We start from the raw sequence: 17,862 nt of genomic DNA, 5'->3' as shown, positions 1-17,862 counted from the left end.
TATGCTTGATTTATTGATTTCTAATCTGTTAGCAGACCTGGCTACCAGGTTTAACTTCTTTCAAAAGTGAAGTGACTGCCAGTGAACCGTCGAAGTTCTCGGCGCTCAAAATCATACCTTCGCTCACAAGGCCGTTCTTGAACTGACGTGGAGCAAGGTTGGCAATGAACAGAACCTGTTTCCCTACCAGCTCTTCCGGTTTGTAGTGTTGTGCGATACCGCTTACGATAGTACGGTTTTCAAGTCCGTCGGCAATCTTGAACTTCAGCAGCTTCTTCATCTTAGGCACTACTTCGCATTCAAGAACTGTACCTACACGGATATCAAGCTTCTCAAAGTCTTCGAATGCTATTGTTGGCTTAATTGGGTTAGCCTTGTAAGCAGCAGCTTCGTTAGCCTTCTTAGTGTCAAGAAGCTTCTGTACCTGTGCTTCTATTGCGCTGTCTTCAATTTTCTCGAACAGAAGTTCGGCCTTGCCAAGTTGGTGACCTGTTGCAAGAAGGTCGGTACGTCCCAGACTTTCCCATTCGAATGAGTCCATGTTAAGCATACCGCGAAGTTTTGCAGAGCTGAACGGCAGGAATGGTTCGAATGCGATAGCAAGGTTGGCTACAAGCTGAAGAGCGATGTTCAGGATAGTAGCCACACGGTCCATATCTGTCTTGGCGAGTTTCCAGGGTTCTGTATCAGCAAGATACTTGTTACCGATGCGGGCAAGGTTCATTGCTTCTTTCTGTGCATCGCGGAACTTGAATACATCGAGAAGTTTTTCCACTTCAGCCTTAACGTCCGCAAATTCTTTCAGTGTTTCGCGGTCGTAGTCTGTAAGTTCGCCAGCGGCAGGAACTTTTCCGTCGAAATATTTGCCAGTAAGAACGAGCGCGCGGTTTACAAAGTTACCATAAACAGCTACAAGCTCGTTGTTATTGCGTGCCTGGAAGTCTTTCCAAGTGAAGTCATTGTCTTTGGTTTCAGGAGCGTTGGCTGTGAGGACATAACGCAGAACATCCTGTTTGCCAGGGAAGTCCTTCAGATACTCGTGCAACCATACTGCCCAGTTGCGTGAAGTTGAAATCTTGTCCCCTTCGAGGTTCAGGAACTCGTTTGAAGGAACATTGTCCGGCAGGATATAGCTTCCTTCAGCCTTCAGCATGGCAGGGAATACTATACAGTGGAACACAATGTTGTCCTTACCGATGAAGTGAACAAGACGTGTTTCAGGGTCTTTCCACCATTTTTCCCATGAATCAGGAAGCAGTTCCTTAGTGTTTGAAATATATCCGATAGGAGCGTCGAACCATACGTAAAGCACTTTACCGTCCGCTCCTTCTACCGGAACAGGAATACCCCAGTCAAGGTCACGGCTTACGGCGCGTGGCTGTAGTCCCATGTCGAGCCAGCTCTTGCACTGTCCGTAAACGTTAGGACGCCATTCCTTGTGGTCTTCAAGAATCCATTTGCGCAACCATCCTTCGTGCTTGTCGAGTGGCAGATACCAGTGTTTTGTTTCCTTCATTACAGGCTGGCTGCCGCTGATGGCACTCTTAGGATTGATAAGTTCAGTAGGCGAGAGGGTGCTGCCACATTTTTCGCACTGGTCGCCGTAAGCGCCTTCTGCATGGCAGCGAGGACATTCGCCGGTGATATATCTGTCGGCAAGGAATGTCTTGGCTTCTTCGTCGTAGTATTGTTCAGAAGTCTTTTCTATGAATTCGCCTTTATCATAAAGCTTGCGGAAGAAATCCGAAGCTGTCTGATGATGTATTTCTGATGAAGTACGTCCGTAAACATCGAACGAGATACCGAATTCCTTGAAAGAGTCGCGTATAAGTGTATGGTAGCGATCTACTACATCCTGTGGAGTTACGCCTTCCTTCTTTGCGCGGATAGTGATAGGCACACCATGTTCGTCTGATCCGCCGATGAAGATTACATCTTCTTTCTTAAGTCTGAGATAGCGGACGTAAATATCGGCTGGTACATAAACTCCCGCCAGGTGTCCTATGTGTACAGGACCGTTGGCGTATGGAAGTGCCGATGTCACGGTTGTTCTTTTGAATTTCTTTTCCATTTGCTATATAGTTATTCCTTTTTTGTTGTAAGTAGTTTAAGATGAGTGCAAAGATATACATTATTTATCAGCTATGCAATTTGAATAGCCCAAAGATGGTTTTATGAGTTTTAAACACAGTTTAAACGACATTTAAATACTGTTTAAACACCATTTGAAAAAGCTAATATAATTTATTATTCCAGTTAAATCTATTATTTATAACTTTGCCGCAGATTAATTCTTTTGTTTATGAACGAGGAACAGATAAAACTTAAGGTCCAAAGACGAATAGTACTGATTTCGGGACTGATACTGATAGGTAAATTCATAGCGTATTTCCTTACTAACTCTGTTGGTGTACTTACAGATGCAATGGAAAGTATCGTTAATGTTGTGGCAGGTTTAATCAGTTTATATTGTCTGAGTTGGGGAGCCAAACCCGGAGACAAGGAGCATCCTTACGGACATGGAAAGATAGAACTCATATCTGCTTCTGTCGAAGGTATTCTTATCAGTGTTGCAGGATGTATGATTATCTACGAGGCTATTAAGAGATTGGTCGTTCCTGCTGAGGTTGAGAAACTGGATATTGGTATTGTCATAGTGGCTGTTTCAGGAGTATTAAACTATCTGATGGGATATTACAGTATCAGAACAGGTAAGAAATATGGCTCGATGGCTTTGGTTGCAGGCGGAAAACATTTGCAGTCGGACACTTATTCTACAATAGGTCTTGTAGCCGGATTGCTTGTACTTTATTTCACAGGACTTGCATGGATAGATAGTGCGCTTGCACTTGTTTTTGGCTCGATTATAATCGTTACCGGAGTATCAATCCTGAGAAACACCATTGCCGGACTGCTGGATACAGCCGATGACAAGCTTCTTGAGGAACTGGCCGGACTGCTGAATGATAACCGTCAGCCGGAGTGGGTGGACATACATAATGCAAAGGTTATAAAGTCCGGAAACTGCATTTATATAGACTGTGACCTTACAGTACCTTGGTATTACACTGTTTCTGAGGGACACAAGGCCGGCGAAAAACTGAAAAAAGTCCTGACAGACAAATATGGCGAGAAGGTCCAGCTTACTTTGCATCTGGATCCGTGTGATATTTTTGAGAAACCTAAATGCAGTAATTGTATATTCAGCACATGTAAACACAGAAAAGCTCCTATGTCAAATCAGCAAAAGATAACTTTGTCTAATTTTATTCTTAATGAGAACGAGATAAATGCGAGATGACGCCTGTTTGTCCTGCATCATCCCGCCCAGTTTTCTCTGTCAAGGTTCCTGTAGCTTATGGCTTCAGCTATATGCGATGACTGTATGTCTTGGCTCCCTTCAAGATCTGCGATTGTACGTGATACTTTAAGGATGCGGTCGTATGCGCGTGCCGACAGGTTAAGTCTTGTCATGGCATTCTTCAGTAGGTTCAGTCCTTGAGAGTCTGGTTGTGCATGTGTATGGAGCAATGACGATGTCATCTGTGCGTTACAATGAATGCCTTTTTCTTTCTCGAAACGTTTCTCCTGGATTTTTCGTGCTCTGATAACCCTTTCTCTTATGGCGGAACTGCTTTCTCCTTTTTCACGCTCTGAAATTTTTTCGAACGGTACCGGTACTATTTCAACCTGAATGTCTATTCTGTCTAATAAAGGACCGGAAATCTTATTGAGGTATCGCTGTACTTGTCCGGGTGAACATACGCAATTCTTTGTAGGATGATTATAGTAACCACATGGGCAAGGATTCATTGATGCCACGAGCATGAAGCTGGCAGGGTAGTCTAAAACATATTTAGCGCGTGATATTGTGATGTGTCTGTCTTCGAGTGGCTGTCTTAATACCTCTAATACGCTTCTTGAAAATTCTGGAAGTTCATCAAGAAACAAAACCCCATTGTGGGCGAGACTGATTTCTCCAGGATGAGGATTAGTGCCTCCACCAACCATCGCCACTTGCGATATGGTATGATGGGGACTTCTGAAAGGTCGTGTGGCAATCAGTGATATGTCTTTACCTAATTTCCCCGCTACAGAATGTATTTTTGTAGTTTCCAGGCTTTCTGAAAGTGTAAGTGGCGGTAATATACTTGGCAGACGTTTTGCCATCATTGATTTTCCGCTACCAGGAGCACCTATCATTATAATGTTGTGTCCGCCAGCGGCTGCCACTTCCAATGCACGTTTTACATTTTCCTGTCCTTTGACGTCGGCAAAATCGAATGGAAAGTCTGTCTGATTTTTGTAGAACTCTTCTCTTGTGTGTACTATAGTAGGCTCCAGTTTGCGTGTCCCGTTGAAGAACTCTACCACTTCCTTAATGTTTTCCACACCGTAAACATCGAGGTTGTTGACTACGGCTGCCTCGCGGGCGTTTTGTTTTGGCAGAATGAAACCCTCAAATCCTTGTGCTCTTGCCGCAATAGCTACGGGAAGAGCTCCTTTAATGGGCTGCAGGCTTCCGTCAAGGCTAAGTTCACCTATGATTAGATATCGGTTTAGTTTTTCGGCTGAAACTATTCCGGTGGCAGCCATTATACCTATTGCCAACGGCAGGTCGTAGGATGAGCCCTCTTTCCTTATGTCAGCAGGAGCCATGTTTACTACAATCTGGCAAGATGGAATTTTGTATCCGTTTACGTTAAGAGCAGACATGATTCTTTCATGACTTTCTTTTACTGCCGAGTCAGGAAGGCCCACTAAAAAGAACTTTATTCCCCTCGAACTGTTTACCTCAATTGTAACTATTGTCGCATCAATGCCCTGTACAGCGGCACCGTAAAGTTTTACTAACATAAGTGTTTGTTATTTTTTCTTTTTGTTTTCCTGTATTAGATTTTTGACTTTTTCTGTCAGTTCCTTACCATAGATATTCGAGGTTATTATTTTCCTGTTTTTGGTTACCAGAATATTGTATGGCAGTCTTGAAACGTTCATTTGTTTGACAATAGTATTTTGCCATCCTTCGAAATCACATGTCTCAATCCATTGCTCGTTTTCTTCTTTACAATACCTTTTCCATTCATTCTTGTCGAAATCAATAGAGATGTTCAGAACTCTGAAATCCTCTTTTGGCAATGATTTTATTTCTGAATATAATGAATCCCTTACAGTATTGCTCTGTTCATCCCATGAAGCCCAGATGTTTATCAGTGTATATTGTTCGTTTTTGCTACTCCATGATACATATTCACCTTTACTGTTCCTACAAGAAAAGTAATTTATGTATTCTGTTTTTTTATCTTTATTTTCTGATAATGTTTTTTGTATGATATCTACTATTCTGCAGTCCTTAATATGTCCATCCATTTGTGTGATGATTTCATCAAGCTCGCTCATGTCAGGATTAGGTCTCTGTATGAAATATTGATTGAAGAGATATGCAGAAGCGTATGATTCTCTGTTCGTTAGAATAAAGTCCTTAGCGGCAGAAATTATGTCTGCGGAATCTTTATTGCTGATAGATTTTCTGAAATCCTGCAACTCCTTGTTTGGGCCGTTCCCGGATATTTCTGGCATACTGAAACTGCCGTTGAAGTTTACTTTCCATCCTTTGTCGGCAAATATAGGAACATATAGTCCGGAATCGTTTACTAATCTTATTAGTGTTATGGTATCAGGTATGAATGAGTATTCAAATTTACCTTCTTTCAGACTGATAGTGTCAATCTTGGCGATAGGGTCATCGAATACGGCGTAAATGTTTTTTTCATCTTTATTTATTAATTCACCGTTCAGGATAAACTTGTCACTACCTCCGCAAGAAGTCAAAACGATAAGTGTATATAAAAATATAGCTTTGTACAGTATTCTCATAAGATTATTGTTTGTTTTCTGCGAAAGTACATAAAAATGATGTAAAGTCGGAGCTCTACTGAAGTTTATTTACAAAAAAAGGCTGGAACTTTTATTCCAGCCTTAATGTTATATCAATAATTGCCTAAAATTATTTGATTTCGTTTGCGTATTTAGCAAATTCACGGTCGTTAGCAGCTTTTGCAGCAAGTGCGGCATCTTTCTGTGCAACCTTAGCCATGCTTGACTTAACCAAGTCTGCGTTGTTTGTTCTTGCGCCTACGATAGCCATCAAGTAGTCTGTGTAAGCGTCAGCGTTTTTAACTGCAGTCAAAGTATTCTTAGCCTTGTTGTAATCTTTAGCCAAAATCTGAGCCAAAGCAGCTGAGTTAGTCTTAGTATCGCCAAATGCAGCTACAGCTTTGTCATACTGACCCTGTTTGATGTACAGGTTACCAAGAGCTTCGTTAGCTGTGTTAGCGCCAGTAGCTTTAGCAAGGTAAGTTTCAGCGTTAGCTACATTACCCTTAACCAATTCAATCAAACCAAGGTTAGTGTTAACTTCAGGAGCATTAGCGTTTTTGCTTGCAGCCTGTTTGAAGTATTTTTCAGCAGCAGCCTTGTCTGATACGTAAGCCATTTCACCAAGGTTGTTGTATGCACGATAGTCGTTAGGATACAATTCGATAGTCTTCTTGTAGATAGCTTCTTTACGAGCGTTGTCGTTAGTCAAAGTAGCAGCATACAAAAGTTCTTCTACGCTCAATACTGATGCATCTGTGTCGAATGCAGCATTGATTTCTTCATCGCTACGTCCGATAACATCGTAGTTAGCAGTCAAGCGAGCACGACGCAACTGAGGAAGGATTTCGTCAGCCAAAGTTTTGTAAACTGAAGAAATGTTCTTGATCTCAGTTTCACGCTGTTCTGGATCCTGGTACATTGAAAGAACACGCAAGATTAGGTCTTTGTCCTGAATGTTAGATTTAGAAACCAATTCCTGGAAACCTTCCCAGTCCTGTGCAGTATATTCTGTATCAACATTAGTTTCAATCTTACCTTTCTTCAACTGCTGTTTCATGTATTTTTCAGTGTTGTCCTGACGTTTTTCAGCCAATCCTGTATTCAGTTTAACACCACCATCAGGTGAAGCATAAGCAGAAATCTCAATATTGTTAAGTTTGTAGTTCTTAGTATCACCAGCAACAACAGCTACTTGTTTGTGGAAGTCTTTGATACCTTCAGCCTTCAATTCGCTTGAACGAAGGTTAGCCTGCTGAATCAAGAACATAATCTGAGCTTCTTTAGCCTGTTTGATAATGCGCTGGAAAGCGTCTTCAGCATAAGCAGCGTTAGCAGAAGCAACAGTAGGAAGTTCTGAAGTAGCGATTACGCCATCAGCGATTTTAACTGAAGGAATTGTGTATTCTTTCTTTCCTTTCTTAATCTTGAAATCAAGATAAAGTTCAGATTTAGCCATTTCTGGAACATAGTCGAAAGAAGCTTTCATAGTGTATGTACCACCAGCTTTGTAAGAGATAGTCTGGTTGTTACCTTGTACTTTTTCTCCCTGGAACATAGCTGGCTGACCTTTTGCTTCGCCACCTTCCCATCTTAATACAGGAGTAACTTCAACAGTTGCGTTTTTCTTGAAATACTTTTCAGGGAATTTACCTGTGATAGTTACAGGAACTTTACCTCCAACAGCTTCCAAAACTTCAGGGTTTGTTGTGAAGTAGTCAGAAGACAATTCTCCCATCTTGCTACATGAAGAGAAAGCAAGAACTAATAATGCCACGATAGGCAAATACAACTTCTTAATCATGATTTTAAAAAATTAGGTTTGTATAATTATATAAATTTATCTTTTAAATATGTTCAGTCGCCACAAAGATACGAAAAAAGATATAGTGATACCCATATTTCTTCATTTTTTTATTATACTACACATGAAAAATGCTTAAAAATGATAGTTTTTATTCCTTTTATTGTTTTTCTTTGTTATTTCTTGGATGATGGCTGATGATTTCTTCCCTTAATTTGCGTCTGTCTATATGTGTATAAATTTCAGTAGTTCCGATACTTTCATGCCCCAACATACTCTGTATGGCTCTTAAATTTGCTCCTCCTTCCAGAAGATGTGTCGCGAATGAGTGCCTGAAAGTATGAGGACTTATTGTTTTTTTTAGTCCTATCTTGTCTGCCAGTTCCTTTACTATATGGAATACCATTATTCTTGAAATATTCTTTCCAAATCTGCTGATGAATAGATAATCTTCAAAATCCGGTTTGATAAGTCCTTCGTTCCTTGTGATAAAATAATTCCTGATTTCTTCGATTGCTTTTGGAGATATTGGTACAAGTCTCTGTTTACTGCCTTTACCTTCCACTTTGATGAAACCTTCGTTCAGATAAAGGTCGGAGATTTTCAGATTGCATAATTCCGAGACCCGAAGCCCGCAACTGTACAGTGTTTCCAGAATTGCGCAGTTGCGTTGCCCCTCTCTTGTGCTTCTGTCTATTGCGCTTATTAGGCTGTCAATTTCTTCAACGCTTAGAACGTCTGGCAGATGCTTCCCGATTTGAGGCGATTCCAGCAGTTCGGAAGGGTCTTGGCGGATATAATCTTCAAGTAAAAGAAAATGGAAGAAGGCGCGTATTCCTGACAGTATTCTTGCCTGTGAGCGCGGATGGATTCCAATGTCTCTTAATCCTGCGCTGAAGTTCTCCAGATTCTCCAGAGTAACGTCAAGGATGTTTATGTTTTCTTCTTCCAGATATGATATAAGCTTCTCCAAATCGCTGGTGTAAGCCATGACTGTATTATCTGACAAAGACTTTTCCAATCGCAGATATTGCTTGTACTTTATTATAATTTGTCCGTCAACTTCCTGTTTATTCATTCTTTTTTATTATCTTTGCACCATATTATTACAAAGATACATAAAGTTTATATTAAATAAACTATGCGAATACAAATTATCAATGGCCCGAATATAAATTTATTGGGAAAGCGTGAACCTTCTATCTACGGAGCTGTTTCTTTTGAAGAGTACTACAAAAAGCTGACAGGATGGTATCCTGATGTTGAATTTGATTATTTCCAATCGAATGTGGAAGGTGAAATGATAAATAAAATCCATGAGGTAGGATTTTCGTATGATGGTATTATCCTGAACGCAGGGGCATATACACATACGTCGATTGCTCTTCAGGATGCTTTGCGGGCTGTCACTACTCCTGCCATCGAGGTACATATATCCAATGTTCATACAAGGGAAGAGTTCAGACACAAGTCTATGATATCTTGTGCTTGTCGTGGAGTGATATGTGGTTTTGGTCTTGACTCATACAGGTTGGCTGTCGAGGCCTTTGTGAATTCGAAATAATGTAAAACAGGTATAATAGTTTTTTTATTATGATGCTTAAACAAACAAAAATCGTTGCGTCCATTTCAGATTTGCGCTGTGAAGTGGATTTTATCAGAGATCTTTTTAACGCAGGTATGAATGTCGTTCGTATGAATACAGCGCATGCCAGCCGCGAAGGTTTCGAAAAATTGATATCCAATGTGCGCCAAGTTTCTAACCGTATAGCTATTCTGATGGATACAAAAGGTCCTGAAGTGCGTACCACAGCAAGTGCAGAAGGTCCTATCGATTTTAAAATAGGTGATAAAGTACAGATAGTAGGAAATCCGGATCAGGAAACTACAAGAGAATGTATTTCTGTTACATATAAGAATTTTGTTCACGATTTGTCAGTAGGTGCTTCAGTCTTGATTGATGATGGTGATTTGGCATTGACTGTTGTCGATAAGAATGAAACTACCCTGTTCTGTGAAGTTCAGAACGATGCTACATTGGGAAGCCGTAAGAGTGTGAATGTTCCGGGTGTACGTATCAACCTTCCTTCATTGACAGAAAAAGACCGTAACAATATCCTTTATGCAATAGAAAAAGATATCGACTTTATAGCCCATTCATTCGTACGTAATCGTCAGGATGTACTTGACATACGTGAAATTCTTGATGCTCATAACAGCGATATAAAGATTATTGCCAAAATCGAAAATCAGGAAGGTGTTGACAATATTGACGAAATCCTTCAAGTGGCAGACGGCGTAATGGTAGCCCGTGGTGACCTTGGTATTGAAGTGGCTCAGGAACGCATCCCTGGTATCCAGCGTCAGTTGATAAAGAAATGTATTCTTGCCCGTAAACCGGTAATCGTTGCTACACAGATGCTTCACACAATGATTAACAATCCACGTCCTACACGTGCCGAAGTTACTGATATTGCGAATGCTATCTATTACCGTACGGATGCCTTGATGTTAAGTGGTGAGACTGCATACGGTAAGTACCCTGTAGAGGCAGTTAAGACTATGACTAAGATTGCGGCTCAGGCAGAAAAAGATAAGATGGAGGAAAATGATATACAGATTCGTCTTACTCCTGAAAATGCGGATGTAACAGGATTCCTTGCAAAATCGGCGGTACGTGCTACTAACCTAATGCCTATACACGCTATCATTACAGACAGTTTCAGCGGACTTACAGCTCGCAGCCTTGCGGCATATCGTGGAAAGCATCCTGTCTTGGCTATCTGTTACAAGGAAAAGACTATGCGTCATCTTGCTCTCTCGTATGGTGTTGAGGCTATTTATATGCCTGAGAAAGCTAACGGTCAGGAATATTATTTCACAGCATTACGTAAACTGATAAACGACGGAGTTTTGTCCGGCAATGATATGGTGGCATATTTGAGTAGCGGTAAGGCGGGAACAAAAACTTCATTCCTTGAAATAAATCAGGTGAACGATGTTCTTGAACACGCTGACGAATTTGTACTTCCAAACAAAAACCGTTATCTATAATATATAATGAAAGAAACGGACGCTCTGGACGATTATATACTTCAGCATATTGATGAAGAAGGAGATTATCTGAAAGCTTTATATAGGGCGACGCATGTAAAATTACTGCGTCCCCGTATGGCTTCAGGGCATCTTCAGGGTAGGATGTTGAAGATGTTTGTTCAAATGATTCGCCCAAAACAGGTTCTCGAAATAGGTACTTACAGCGGATATTCTGCCTTATGCCTGGCAGAAGGGCTTGAGGATGGAGCAATGCTTCATACCTTCGAGATAAACGACGAGCAGGAGGATTTTACTCGCCCGTGGTTGGAGAACTCACCATATTCCGACAAAATAAAGTTTTATATAGGTGATGCTTTGCAGATAGTTCCTACTATGGATATTACGTTTGATATGGCGTTTATGGATGGCAACAAACGTTTCTACGTAGAATACTACGAGATGATACTCAAACAGCTCCGAAGCGGTGGATATATCCTGGCTGATAATACTTTATGGGATGGTCACGTACTTGAAGAAAATCCCCATCACACGGACCTGCAGACAATAGGAATTAAAAAATTCAATGATTTGGTGGCTGCAGACGGCAGAGTGGAAAAAGTTATATTGCCGATGCGTGACGGTCTTACAATAATACGAAAAAAATAGAAATAACTTTATGGAAACAACCAGACAAAATAAAATAGCCAGACTTATTCAGAAGGAATTGAGCGAGATGTTTCTGGCGCAGACAAAATCAATGCCGGGAGTATTGGTCTCTGTAAGTGTAGTCAGAATAAGTCCTGATATGAGTTATGCCCGTGCCTATCTTAGCGTTTTCCCATCTGAAAAGGCTGATGAGATAGTCAAGAATATAAATGCCAACGTCAAGGCTATCCGGTTTGAACTTGGAGGACGAGTACGCCACCAGTTGCGTATTATCCCAGAATTGAAATTCTTTATTGACGATTCTTTGGACTATGCGGAGAAAATAGACCAGCTTCTGAAATAGTCCAGATATTTCGTATTACTCGATAAAATCCACTTGCCGTGAATTTCCCTTTTTATATCGCTAAAAGGTATTTGTTTTCGAAGAAATCGCATAATGCAATAAATGTAATTTCCGGTATTTCTGTGTGCGGAGTCGCTTTGGCTACATTGGCCATGGTCTGCACACTTTCTGTTTTTAATGGCTTCCAGGATATGGTGGCTACCTTCTTTACTGCTTTTGACCCGCAGGTAAAGATAACCTCTGTCAAAGGTAAGGTCTTCGATGGTAGTTTGCCTGTACTTTCAGAAGTAAGAAATATGCCTGAAATAGCCGTTTATTCGGAATCTGTCGAGGACAATGCCATGGTGCAGTATAAGGGCAGGCAGGTCATGGCTGTCATAAAAGGAGTTGAAGATAACTTTGACAGGCTCACACCTATTGACAGCATCTTGTTTGGTCGTGGAGATTTGATACTTCATGACGAGGTTGTTGATTATGCTATTCCGGGATTACAGCTGCTTTCTACCTTAGGCAGTGGAATCCGCTTTCTTGACCCGTTGGAAGTTTATGCGCCTAAGCGTGGCGGAAAGATAAACATGTCAAATCCCATGAGCAGCTTTGTGAGCGACCGGCTTTTCTCCTCAGGCCTGACATTTACAGTAAACCAGGAAAAATATGATGCTTCGTATATAATTACATCACTCCAGTTCGCGCGTAATTTGTTCCAGTACGATAAAAAGGTGTCGGCTGTCAACCTGCGGCTTACTCCCGAAGCAAATGAAAAAGATGTTATTTCAAAGATAAAGAAATTGCTTGGCGATGACTTTTATGTCCGGAACAGATACGAACAGCAGGCCGATACATTCAAGATAATGGAGATTGAAAAGCTTATTTCGTACATATTCCTTACTTTTATACTTCTTATAGCTTGTTTCAATGTTATAGGCTCATTGTCTATGCTTATAATAGATAAGAAGAACGACGTTCAGACTCTCAGGAATCTTGGAGCTTCGGACAGTCAGGTTGTAAGAGTCTTTCTTTTCGAGGGGAGAATGATTTCTTTCATAGGAGCTGTTGCCGGAGTGATATTAGGCCTGGTCCTTTGTCTGATACAGCAGGAATACGGTATAATTTCATTGGGTAATTCCGGAAGCTTTGTTGTAGATGCCTACCCGGTTAGTGTTCATGCATGGGATATAGTTCTTATATTTGTGACAGTAATCGTCATAGGCTTTATATCTGTATGGTATCCGGTAAGATATTTAAGCCGCAGACTACTGTAGTTCCAGTCATATTACCCTAAGGTAATACTTCTTACGGATACATCCTCATGAAGGAATATTGATGCCGATTCCTTGAATTTTTCAACGGATTCTGTTGTCAGGAACTGGCATTCTCCGCTTTTGGTACATCTTGAGTCAGTTTCCTTATGCCTTCTCAGATAGTCTTTAAGGCTCTCTGCCACATATTCGCCCTGAGTAATGATCTTTATTCCTTCAGGTGTAAACTTCCTTATTTTGTCAATTAGCAGCGGATAGTGTGTGCATCCCAAAACTATAGTGTCAATCTCACTGTCTTTTTCCAACAGCTTATCAATATATTCCTTTACGAAATAGTCTGCGCCGTCGGAACCGAATTCTTTATTTTCCACCAGTGGAACCCACATAGGACATGCCACTCCCGTGACCTTAATATCAGGATATAGCTTTTTAATTTCCATTGGATACGAGCCTGAATTGATTGTACCCGATGTGGCCAATATGCCTACATGTCTGCTCTTGGTCACTTCACCTATACTTTCGGCAGTAGGCCGTATTACCCCCAGCACCCGTCTTGAACTGTCAAGATATGGCAGGTCGTTCTGCTGTATGCTTCTCAGAGCTTTTGCTGACGCCGTGTTGCATGCTAATATTACGAGCGGACATCCAAGCTCGAAGAGCCTTACCACGGCCTGTAATGTGAATTCATACACTACTTCGAATGATCGTGTTCCGTAGGGGGTACGTGCGTTGTCGCCCAAATACAGAAAGTCATATTCCGGCATCTGTTTTCTGATTTCTTTCAGTATTGTCAACCCGCCGTAACCAGAGTCGAATACTCCAATCGGACCTTTTATCTTGTTTAGTAAATATGGCATGCTGATAGAGCTAAAAAGCGAAGAACCTGTAAACACTGTGATTGTGTTGACAGGTTCCTCACCGTATTTAAGTAAATAAGTTTTCTTTTGAAAATTAGTTTGCAGCTGGAGCTGGAGCCTGTGGCACGTATGGAGTAGCTGTAAGGCTGATTCCAAGGTTAGTCTTGATATCGTTTGTGATATCTTTTGCCTGAGTATCGTCAACGTAAGGGATGTCAGTACGGTTCAAGTCGAATACGAAGACATAACCACCTGCCTTACCTACAGCCTGAGCGGCTTTTTCCATCTTTTCATAGATAGGAGTCATCATGTCTGTATAAGCTTTCTGCAACTGCTGCTGAGCGTCCTGCTGGAACTGCATTCCTTTTTCAGAAAGTTCCTGAAGCTCTTTCTGGCGGCGTTCAAGGATATTCTGAGGAAGATTCTTCTGCTCCTGCTGGAATTCGGCGAACTTCTTGTTGAATTCGTCAGACGCGCGCTTGATTTCATCCTCATATTGTTTCTGCAAAGCCTGGATGTCTGTCTGAGCTTTAGCGTATTCAGGCATTACCGGGATGATTGATTCTGATTTGAAGTATCCGAACTTCTGTGCAAATATGCTCATTGGTGCAACGAGCATAATCAATAATGCTAATTTTTTCAACATAATCTTTGTCTTCTATTTTATTATTAATTTCTTACCTGATGTAAGTGTGTTTTCCTTTCGGATGCAAATGTATAAAATTATTTTGAATATCCTAATTTCAAAAGAACTTCATTGCTAATATCGATACGTGGAGAAGCGAAAATCATACTTTGTGCTGAAGCTCTGTCTATTACGGCATCGTATCCCTTTTCTGTCGCGATTTCCTTTACAGCATTGTATATCGCATCCTGTATAGGGGCGATAAGTTCCTGTCTTTTTTTCATTGCCTCGCCTTGCGGTCTGAAGTAAGTTTGTCTCAGTTCTGCCGCTTCCCTTTCTTTTAATATGATTTCTTCTTCTTTTGCAGTTCTTTGTTCGGCTGTCATTGTAGAAGCCGATTTCTGATAAGCTTCGTAAAGAGTTTTTGCCTCTTTTGATTTGGCTTCGACTTCTGTCTGCCATTGTTTTGACAGGCTTTCCATCTGTTTGTTAGCCTGTTCGTATGATGGTATCTGTTTCAGGATAAACTCCATGTCTATAAGGGCAAATTTCTGTGCCTGTGCTGTCATCATGCCTGCCATGACAATCAGTAAAGATAGAAACATTTTCTTCATAATATTTGAGCTTTTGAGTTTTGTTAGTTTTTAAGTTTTTTTAGATACTAGTTGACGAGTTACTAGTTACTAGGTCCCCTAGTATCTGGTCCCTAGTCTCTAGTCCCTAAAATCTTGTCAACTGGGGAAAAGTCTTGTCTCCTTACGTTAGAACTCCTGTCCGATGATAAAGTGGAACTGGCTTCCGCTATACTGCATTGAGCCGTTTATCTTGTCGAAACCGTATGCCCAGTCGATACCCATCATACCAATCATAGGGAGGAAGATACGTACACCGACACCGGCCGAACGTTTCAACTGGAATGGATTGAACTTAGATACCTCTGTCCATGCGTTACCGGCTTCAACGAAACCAAGCGCATATATACTTGTTGAGTTCTCAAGCATAAGCGGATATCTCAATTCGGCACCAAGTCTGATGTATGCGTAACCTTCGCTACCGTAAGGAGTCAACGAACCGTTTTCGTAACCACGTAGCGCGATAGTTTCCGAAGCGTAGTTGTAGCTGTATCCTGTCATACCGTCACCACCCACGTAGAATGTCTCGAATGGAGAGCGTTTATACTTGTTGTAGTGTCCCAGGATACCGAACTCGGTACGTGTCATCAATACCGGACATTTCTGTATAGGCAGAAGTGCTGTATATGTTTTTGCTTTGAATTTCCATTTGTGGTATTCAATCCATTTGAACATACTTGCAGCTTCTTCATAATTGTCTTTTCCGTAAGTGGAATAATCCTTATTGCTGAACAGTGAGTAAGGCGGAGTTATTGATACCGATGCCGAGAATTCAGAACCGTATCTTGGGAAGATAGGGTTATCTGTAGAGTTTCTGGCAAGAGTCAGGTTCAGGTTGATGTTGTTGCAGTTACCTGTGTTCATATACTGTCCGTTGTTCAGCTTGATGTACAGATAGCTCCAGTCCTTAAGCATGAATCTTTGGTAAGACAGCTCAGCCGAGATTGTGAAATAGTCGTCAGGCCATCTCAGACGCTTACCCCAACCGATTGACGCACCGAACATCTTGATTGACTTGTCAGGGTCGTAGTAAGATTCATAGTTATTATAGTAGTTGCCATAATAATTGTTGTAGTAGCTACCGTAACCGTACAGCATGTTATAGTAGTTGTTCATATAAGCCGAGTTATAATAGTTGCTACTTACGTCAGTCTGCACAGAATAGAATGCCGATACAGAGAATGATGTAGGACGCTTACCTCCGAACCATGGGTCGAAGAATGAAACGCTGTACGACTGATAGTATCTACCGTTTGTCTGACCGCTTATTGTAAGTGTCTGACCGTCTCCCTGAGGAAGGATACCACGATAGTTGTCATTTTTTCTGAAAAGGTTTGCAAATGAGAAGTTAGTGAACTTCAAGCTCAGCTTACCGATAACACCTGTTTGTCCCCATCCGGCTGAGAATTCCACCTGGTCGTTGGCTTTTGATTCCAATCCCCAGTTGATGTCAACAGTTCCGTCCTGCACATTAGGCTGTACATCCGGCTGAATGTTTTCAGGGTTGAAGTGTCCCATCTGTGCAATTTCACGGTATGAACGTTCCAAAGCCTCCTTACTGAAGAGATCGCCCGGGCGTGTTCTCAACTCACGGCGGACAATGTTTTCGTACAGACGGTCGTTACCGTTTATACGAACATGGCTGATAGTAGCCTGCGGACCTTCGGTGATACGCATTTCCAGGTCGATGGAGTCACCGTCAATGTTCACTTCCACAGGGTCAAGGTTGTAGAATACGTAACCTCTGTTGTAGTAGTTGTTACCGATGGCGTCCTCATCTCCGCTGATACGCTCGTTCAGCAATTTCTGGTTATAGACATCTCCTTTCTTCATTCTGAGCTGTTCGCTAAGCAAGTCAGAAGGATAGACAGTATTACCCACCCAAGTAATGTCTCTCAGGTAGTATTTATTGCCTTCGTATATTTTCATGTAGATGTTTACCGTCTTGTCGTCATACTGGCTGATGCTGTCCATTTCGATGAGAGCGTCACGATATCCCAATTCGTTATACTTGTCAATGATGAGCTGTTTGTCTGCCTCGAAATTACTTTCGATGAATTTCTTTGTACGGAAAAGGTTGATAAGCTTACCTTTTTCGTTAGTCTTTTTCATTACTCTTTTGAGTTTCTTGTCAGTCAGAACAGTATTTCCGTCTATAGTAATCTGGTGAACTTTGATTTTTTCTTTCTTGTCGATGTCAACATCCACATATACCTGTTCGGCATTAGCGGTGTCTTCTCTTTCTACGATGTTTACTTCGGCATTCTTGAAACCTTTTTCGTCGAAGTGTTTTTTGATAAGTATTTTCGCGCGGTCAATCAGGTTAGGTGTAATCTGGCTACCTTTCACCAGTCCCAGTTTAGCCTGCAAATCTTCGCGTTCGCTCTTTTTCACACCGAAAAAGCGTATGTCGGTGATACGCGGACGTTGCTTAAGTTCGATGTGCAGATATATCTTGTTGTCTTCAATCTTGTCAGCCGATATCTTTACGTCCGAAAACAATCCGTGCCTCCAGTATTTCTTTACAGCTCCTGTAATGTCATCACCCGGCACAGTGATAGTCTGTCCCACGGCAAGACCGGAGATTCCTATAAGCACATAATCTTCGTAATTTTTTACACCGGTAACCTTTATGTCCGCTATTTCATATTTTTTAGGCGAACCGTTGTAAAGGATTACAGGTTTATCGTTTTCGGCGGTATTATTCTGGGCATATCCGTTGTTTGATACAAAGGACAAACCCAAAGTCATCATAGATATGAT

15 protein-coding genes are annotated in these 17,862 nt (G+C 41.3%); 6 read left to right on the top strand and 9 right to left on the bottom strand.

Annotated elements, in window-relative coordinates; genetic code table 11:
- Positions 1-28: 28 nt before the first annotated feature.
- Entirely contained in the window at positions 29-2,071 is a 2,043-nt protein-coding gene (gene metG, locus H6A27_RS01665) for a methionine--tRNA ligase (protein WP_204403400.1), read from the bottom strand.
- Positions 2,072-2,302: 231 nt separating this feature from the next.
- Here metG and H6A27_RS01660 point away from each other — a divergent pair, with 231 nt between their 5' ends.
- Positions 2,303-3,301, top strand: coding sequence for a cation diffusion facilitator family transporter (locus H6A27_RS01660; protein WP_204507448.1), 999 nt, complete (start codon positions 2,303-2,305; stop codon positions 3,299-3,301).
- Positions 3,302-3,318: 17 nt separating this feature from the next.
- Here the strand turns inward: H6A27_RS01660 and H6A27_RS01655 are convergent, their stop codons facing one another.
- The 4 genes from H6A27_RS01655 to xerD all read right to left on the bottom strand — a co-directional run bounded on the left by H6A27_RS01655 (position 3,319) and on the right by xerD (position 8,759).
- A complete protein-coding gene (locus H6A27_RS01655) occupies positions 3,319-4,857 on the bottom strand; it encodes a YifB family Mg chelatase-like AAA ATPase (RefSeq protein ID WP_204507447.1) in 1,539 nt (512 codons plus the stop codon).
- A gap of 9 nt (positions 4,858-4,866) precedes the next feature.
- The gene (locus tag H6A27_RS01650) at positions 4,867-5,877 is read right to left on the bottom strand and encodes a thioredoxin-like domain-containing protein (protein WP_204507446.1); all 1,011 of its coding nucleotides are present in this window, start codon (positions 5,875-5,877) and stop codon (positions 4,867-4,869) included.
- Positions 5,878-6,007: 130 nt separating this feature from the next.
- Positions 6,008-7,681: a tetratricopeptide repeat protein gene (locus H6A27_RS01645; RefSeq protein ID WP_204507445.1), complete on the bottom strand. Its 1,674-nt coding sequence runs from the start codon at positions 7,679-7,681 to the stop codon at positions 6,008-6,010.
- Between the two features lie 160 nt (positions 7,682-7,841).
- The gene (gene xerD / locus H6A27_RS01640) at positions 7,842-8,759 is read right to left on the bottom strand and encodes a site-specific tyrosine recombinase XerD (protein ID WP_204403409.1); all 918 of its coding nucleotides are present in this window, start codon (positions 8,757-8,759) and stop codon (positions 7,842-7,844) included.
- Positions 8,760-8,822: 63 nt separating this feature from the next.
- Here xerD and aroQ point away from each other — a divergent pair, with 63 nt between their 5' ends.
- The 5 genes from aroQ to H6A27_RS01615 are packed head-to-tail and all read left to right on the top strand — an operon-like array spanning position 8,823 to position 12,988.
- Positions 8,823-9,245 carry a type II 3-dehydroquinate dehydratase gene (gene aroQ / locus H6A27_RS01635; RefSeq protein WP_204403411.1) on the top strand — a complete coding sequence of 141 codons (423 nt, stop codon included), beginning with the start codon at positions 8,823-8,825 and terminating at the stop codon, positions 9,243-9,245.
- A 29-nt stretch (positions 9,246-9,274) separates the two neighbouring features.
- Positions 9,275-10,735: a pyruvate kinase gene (pyk, locus tag H6A27_RS01630; protein ID WP_204507444.1), complete on the top strand. Its 1,461-nt coding sequence runs from the start codon at positions 9,275-9,277 to the stop codon at positions 10,733-10,735.
- 6 nt (positions 10,736-10,741) lie between these two features.
- A complete protein-coding gene (locus tag H6A27_RS01625) occupies positions 10,742-11,383 on the top strand; it encodes an O-methyltransferase (protein WP_204403415.1) in 642 nt (213 codons plus the stop codon).
- A 10-nt stretch (positions 11,384-11,393) separates the two neighbouring features.
- Complete coding sequence (gene rbfA, locus H6A27_RS01620) at positions 11,394-11,726, top strand: 30S ribosome-binding factor RbfA (RefSeq protein ID WP_204403417.1); 333 nt, start codon at positions 11,394-11,396, stop codon at positions 11,724-11,726.
- Positions 11,727-11,764: 38 nt separating this feature from the next.
- On the top strand, positions 11,765-12,988 hold the full coding sequence (locus tag H6A27_RS01615; RefSeq protein ID WP_204507443.1) for an FtsX-like permease family protein: 1,224 nt from the start codon (positions 11,765-11,767) through the stop codon (positions 12,986-12,988).
- An 11-nt stretch (positions 12,989-12,999) separates the two neighbouring features.
- Here the strand turns inward: H6A27_RS01615 and murI are convergent, their stop codons facing one another.
- The 4 genes from murI to bamA form a co-directional block, all read right to left on the bottom strand.
- A complete protein-coding gene (gene murI, locus H6A27_RS01610; RefSeq protein ID WP_204507442.1) occupies positions 13,000-13,842 on the bottom strand; it encodes a glutamate racemase in 843 nt (280 codons plus the stop codon).
- Between the two features lie 94 nt (positions 13,843-13,936).
- Positions 13,937-14,488, bottom strand: coding sequence for an OmpH/Skp family outer membrane protein (locus H6A27_RS01605; protein ID WP_204403422.1), 552 nt, complete (start codon positions 14,486-14,488; stop codon positions 13,937-13,939).
- Positions 14,489-14,565: 77 nt separating this feature from the next.
- On the bottom strand, positions 14,566-15,081 hold the full coding sequence (locus H6A27_RS01600) for an OmpH/Skp family outer membrane protein (RefSeq protein WP_204507441.1): 516 nt from the start codon (positions 15,079-15,081) through the stop codon (positions 14,566-14,568).
- Positions 15,082-15,228: 147 nt separating this feature from the next.
- Positions 15,229-17,853, bottom strand: a complete 2,625-nt coding sequence (bamA, locus tag H6A27_RS01595) for an outer membrane protein assembly factor BamA (RefSeq protein WP_394800020.1) — start codon at positions 17,851-17,853, stop codon at positions 15,229-15,231.
- Positions 17,854-17,862: the final 9 nt, after the last annotated feature.

Origin of the sequence: Bacteroides caecigallinarum (assembly GCF_016902295.1) — a bacterium.
Classification (GTDB): Bacteria; Bacteroidota; Bacteroidia; order Bacteroidales; family Bacteroidaceae; genus Phocaeicola; species Phocaeicola caecigallinarum_A.
This window is presented reverse-complemented; position numbering and strand designations above follow the sequence as displayed.

Bases quoted from the DNA above. Each gene is read 5' to 3' on its own strand.
- metG (WP_204403400.1), bottom strand. From the start codon at position 2,071: ATGGAAAAGAAATTCAAAAGAACAACCGTGACATCGGCACTTCCATAC.
- H6A27_RS01660 (WP_204507448.1), top strand. From the start codon at position 2,303: ATGAACGAGGAACAGATAAAACTTAAGGTCCAAAGACGAATAGTACTG.
- H6A27_RS01655 (WP_204507447.1), bottom strand. From the start codon at position 4,857: ATGTTAGTAAAACTTTACGGTGCCGCTGTACAGGGCATTGATGCGACA.
- H6A27_RS01650 (WP_204507446.1), bottom strand. From the start codon at position 5,877: ATGAGAATACTGTACAAAGCTATATTTTTATATACACTTATCGTTTTG.
- H6A27_RS01645 (WP_204507445.1), bottom strand. From the start codon at position 7,681: ATGATTAAGAAGTTGTATTTGCCTATCGTGGCATTATTAGTTCTTGCT.
- xerD (WP_204403409.1), bottom strand. From the start codon at position 8,759: ATGAATAAACAGGAAGTTGACGGACAAATTATAATAAAGTACAAGCAA.
- aroQ (WP_204403411.1), top strand. From the start codon at position 8,823: ATGCGAATACAAATTATCAATGGCCCGAATATAAATTTATTGGGAAAG.
- pyk (WP_204507444.1), top strand. From the start codon at position 9,275: ATGATGCTTAAACAAACAAAAATCGTTGCGTCCATTTCAGATTTGCGC.
- H6A27_RS01625 (WP_204403415.1), top strand. From the start codon at position 10,742: ATGAAAGAAACGGACGCTCTGGACGATTATATACTTCAGCATATTGAT.
- rbfA (WP_204403417.1), top strand. From the start codon at position 11,394: ATGGAAACAACCAGACAAAATAAAATAGCCAGACTTATTCAGAAGGAA.
- murI (WP_204507442.1), bottom strand. From the start codon at position 13,842: ATGCCATATTTACTAAACAAGATAAAAGGTCCGATTGGAGTATTCGAC.
- H6A27_RS01605 (WP_204403422.1), bottom strand. From the start codon at position 14,488: ATGTTGAAAAAATTAGCATTATTGATTATGCTCGTTGCACCAATGAGC.
- H6A27_RS01600 (WP_204507441.1), bottom strand. From the start codon at position 15,081: ATGAAGAAAATGTTTCTATCTTTACTGATTGTCATGGCAGGCATGATG.
- bamA (WP_394800020.1), bottom strand. From the start codon at position 17,853: ATGATGACTTTGGGTTTGTCCTTTGTATCAAACAACGGATATGCCCAG.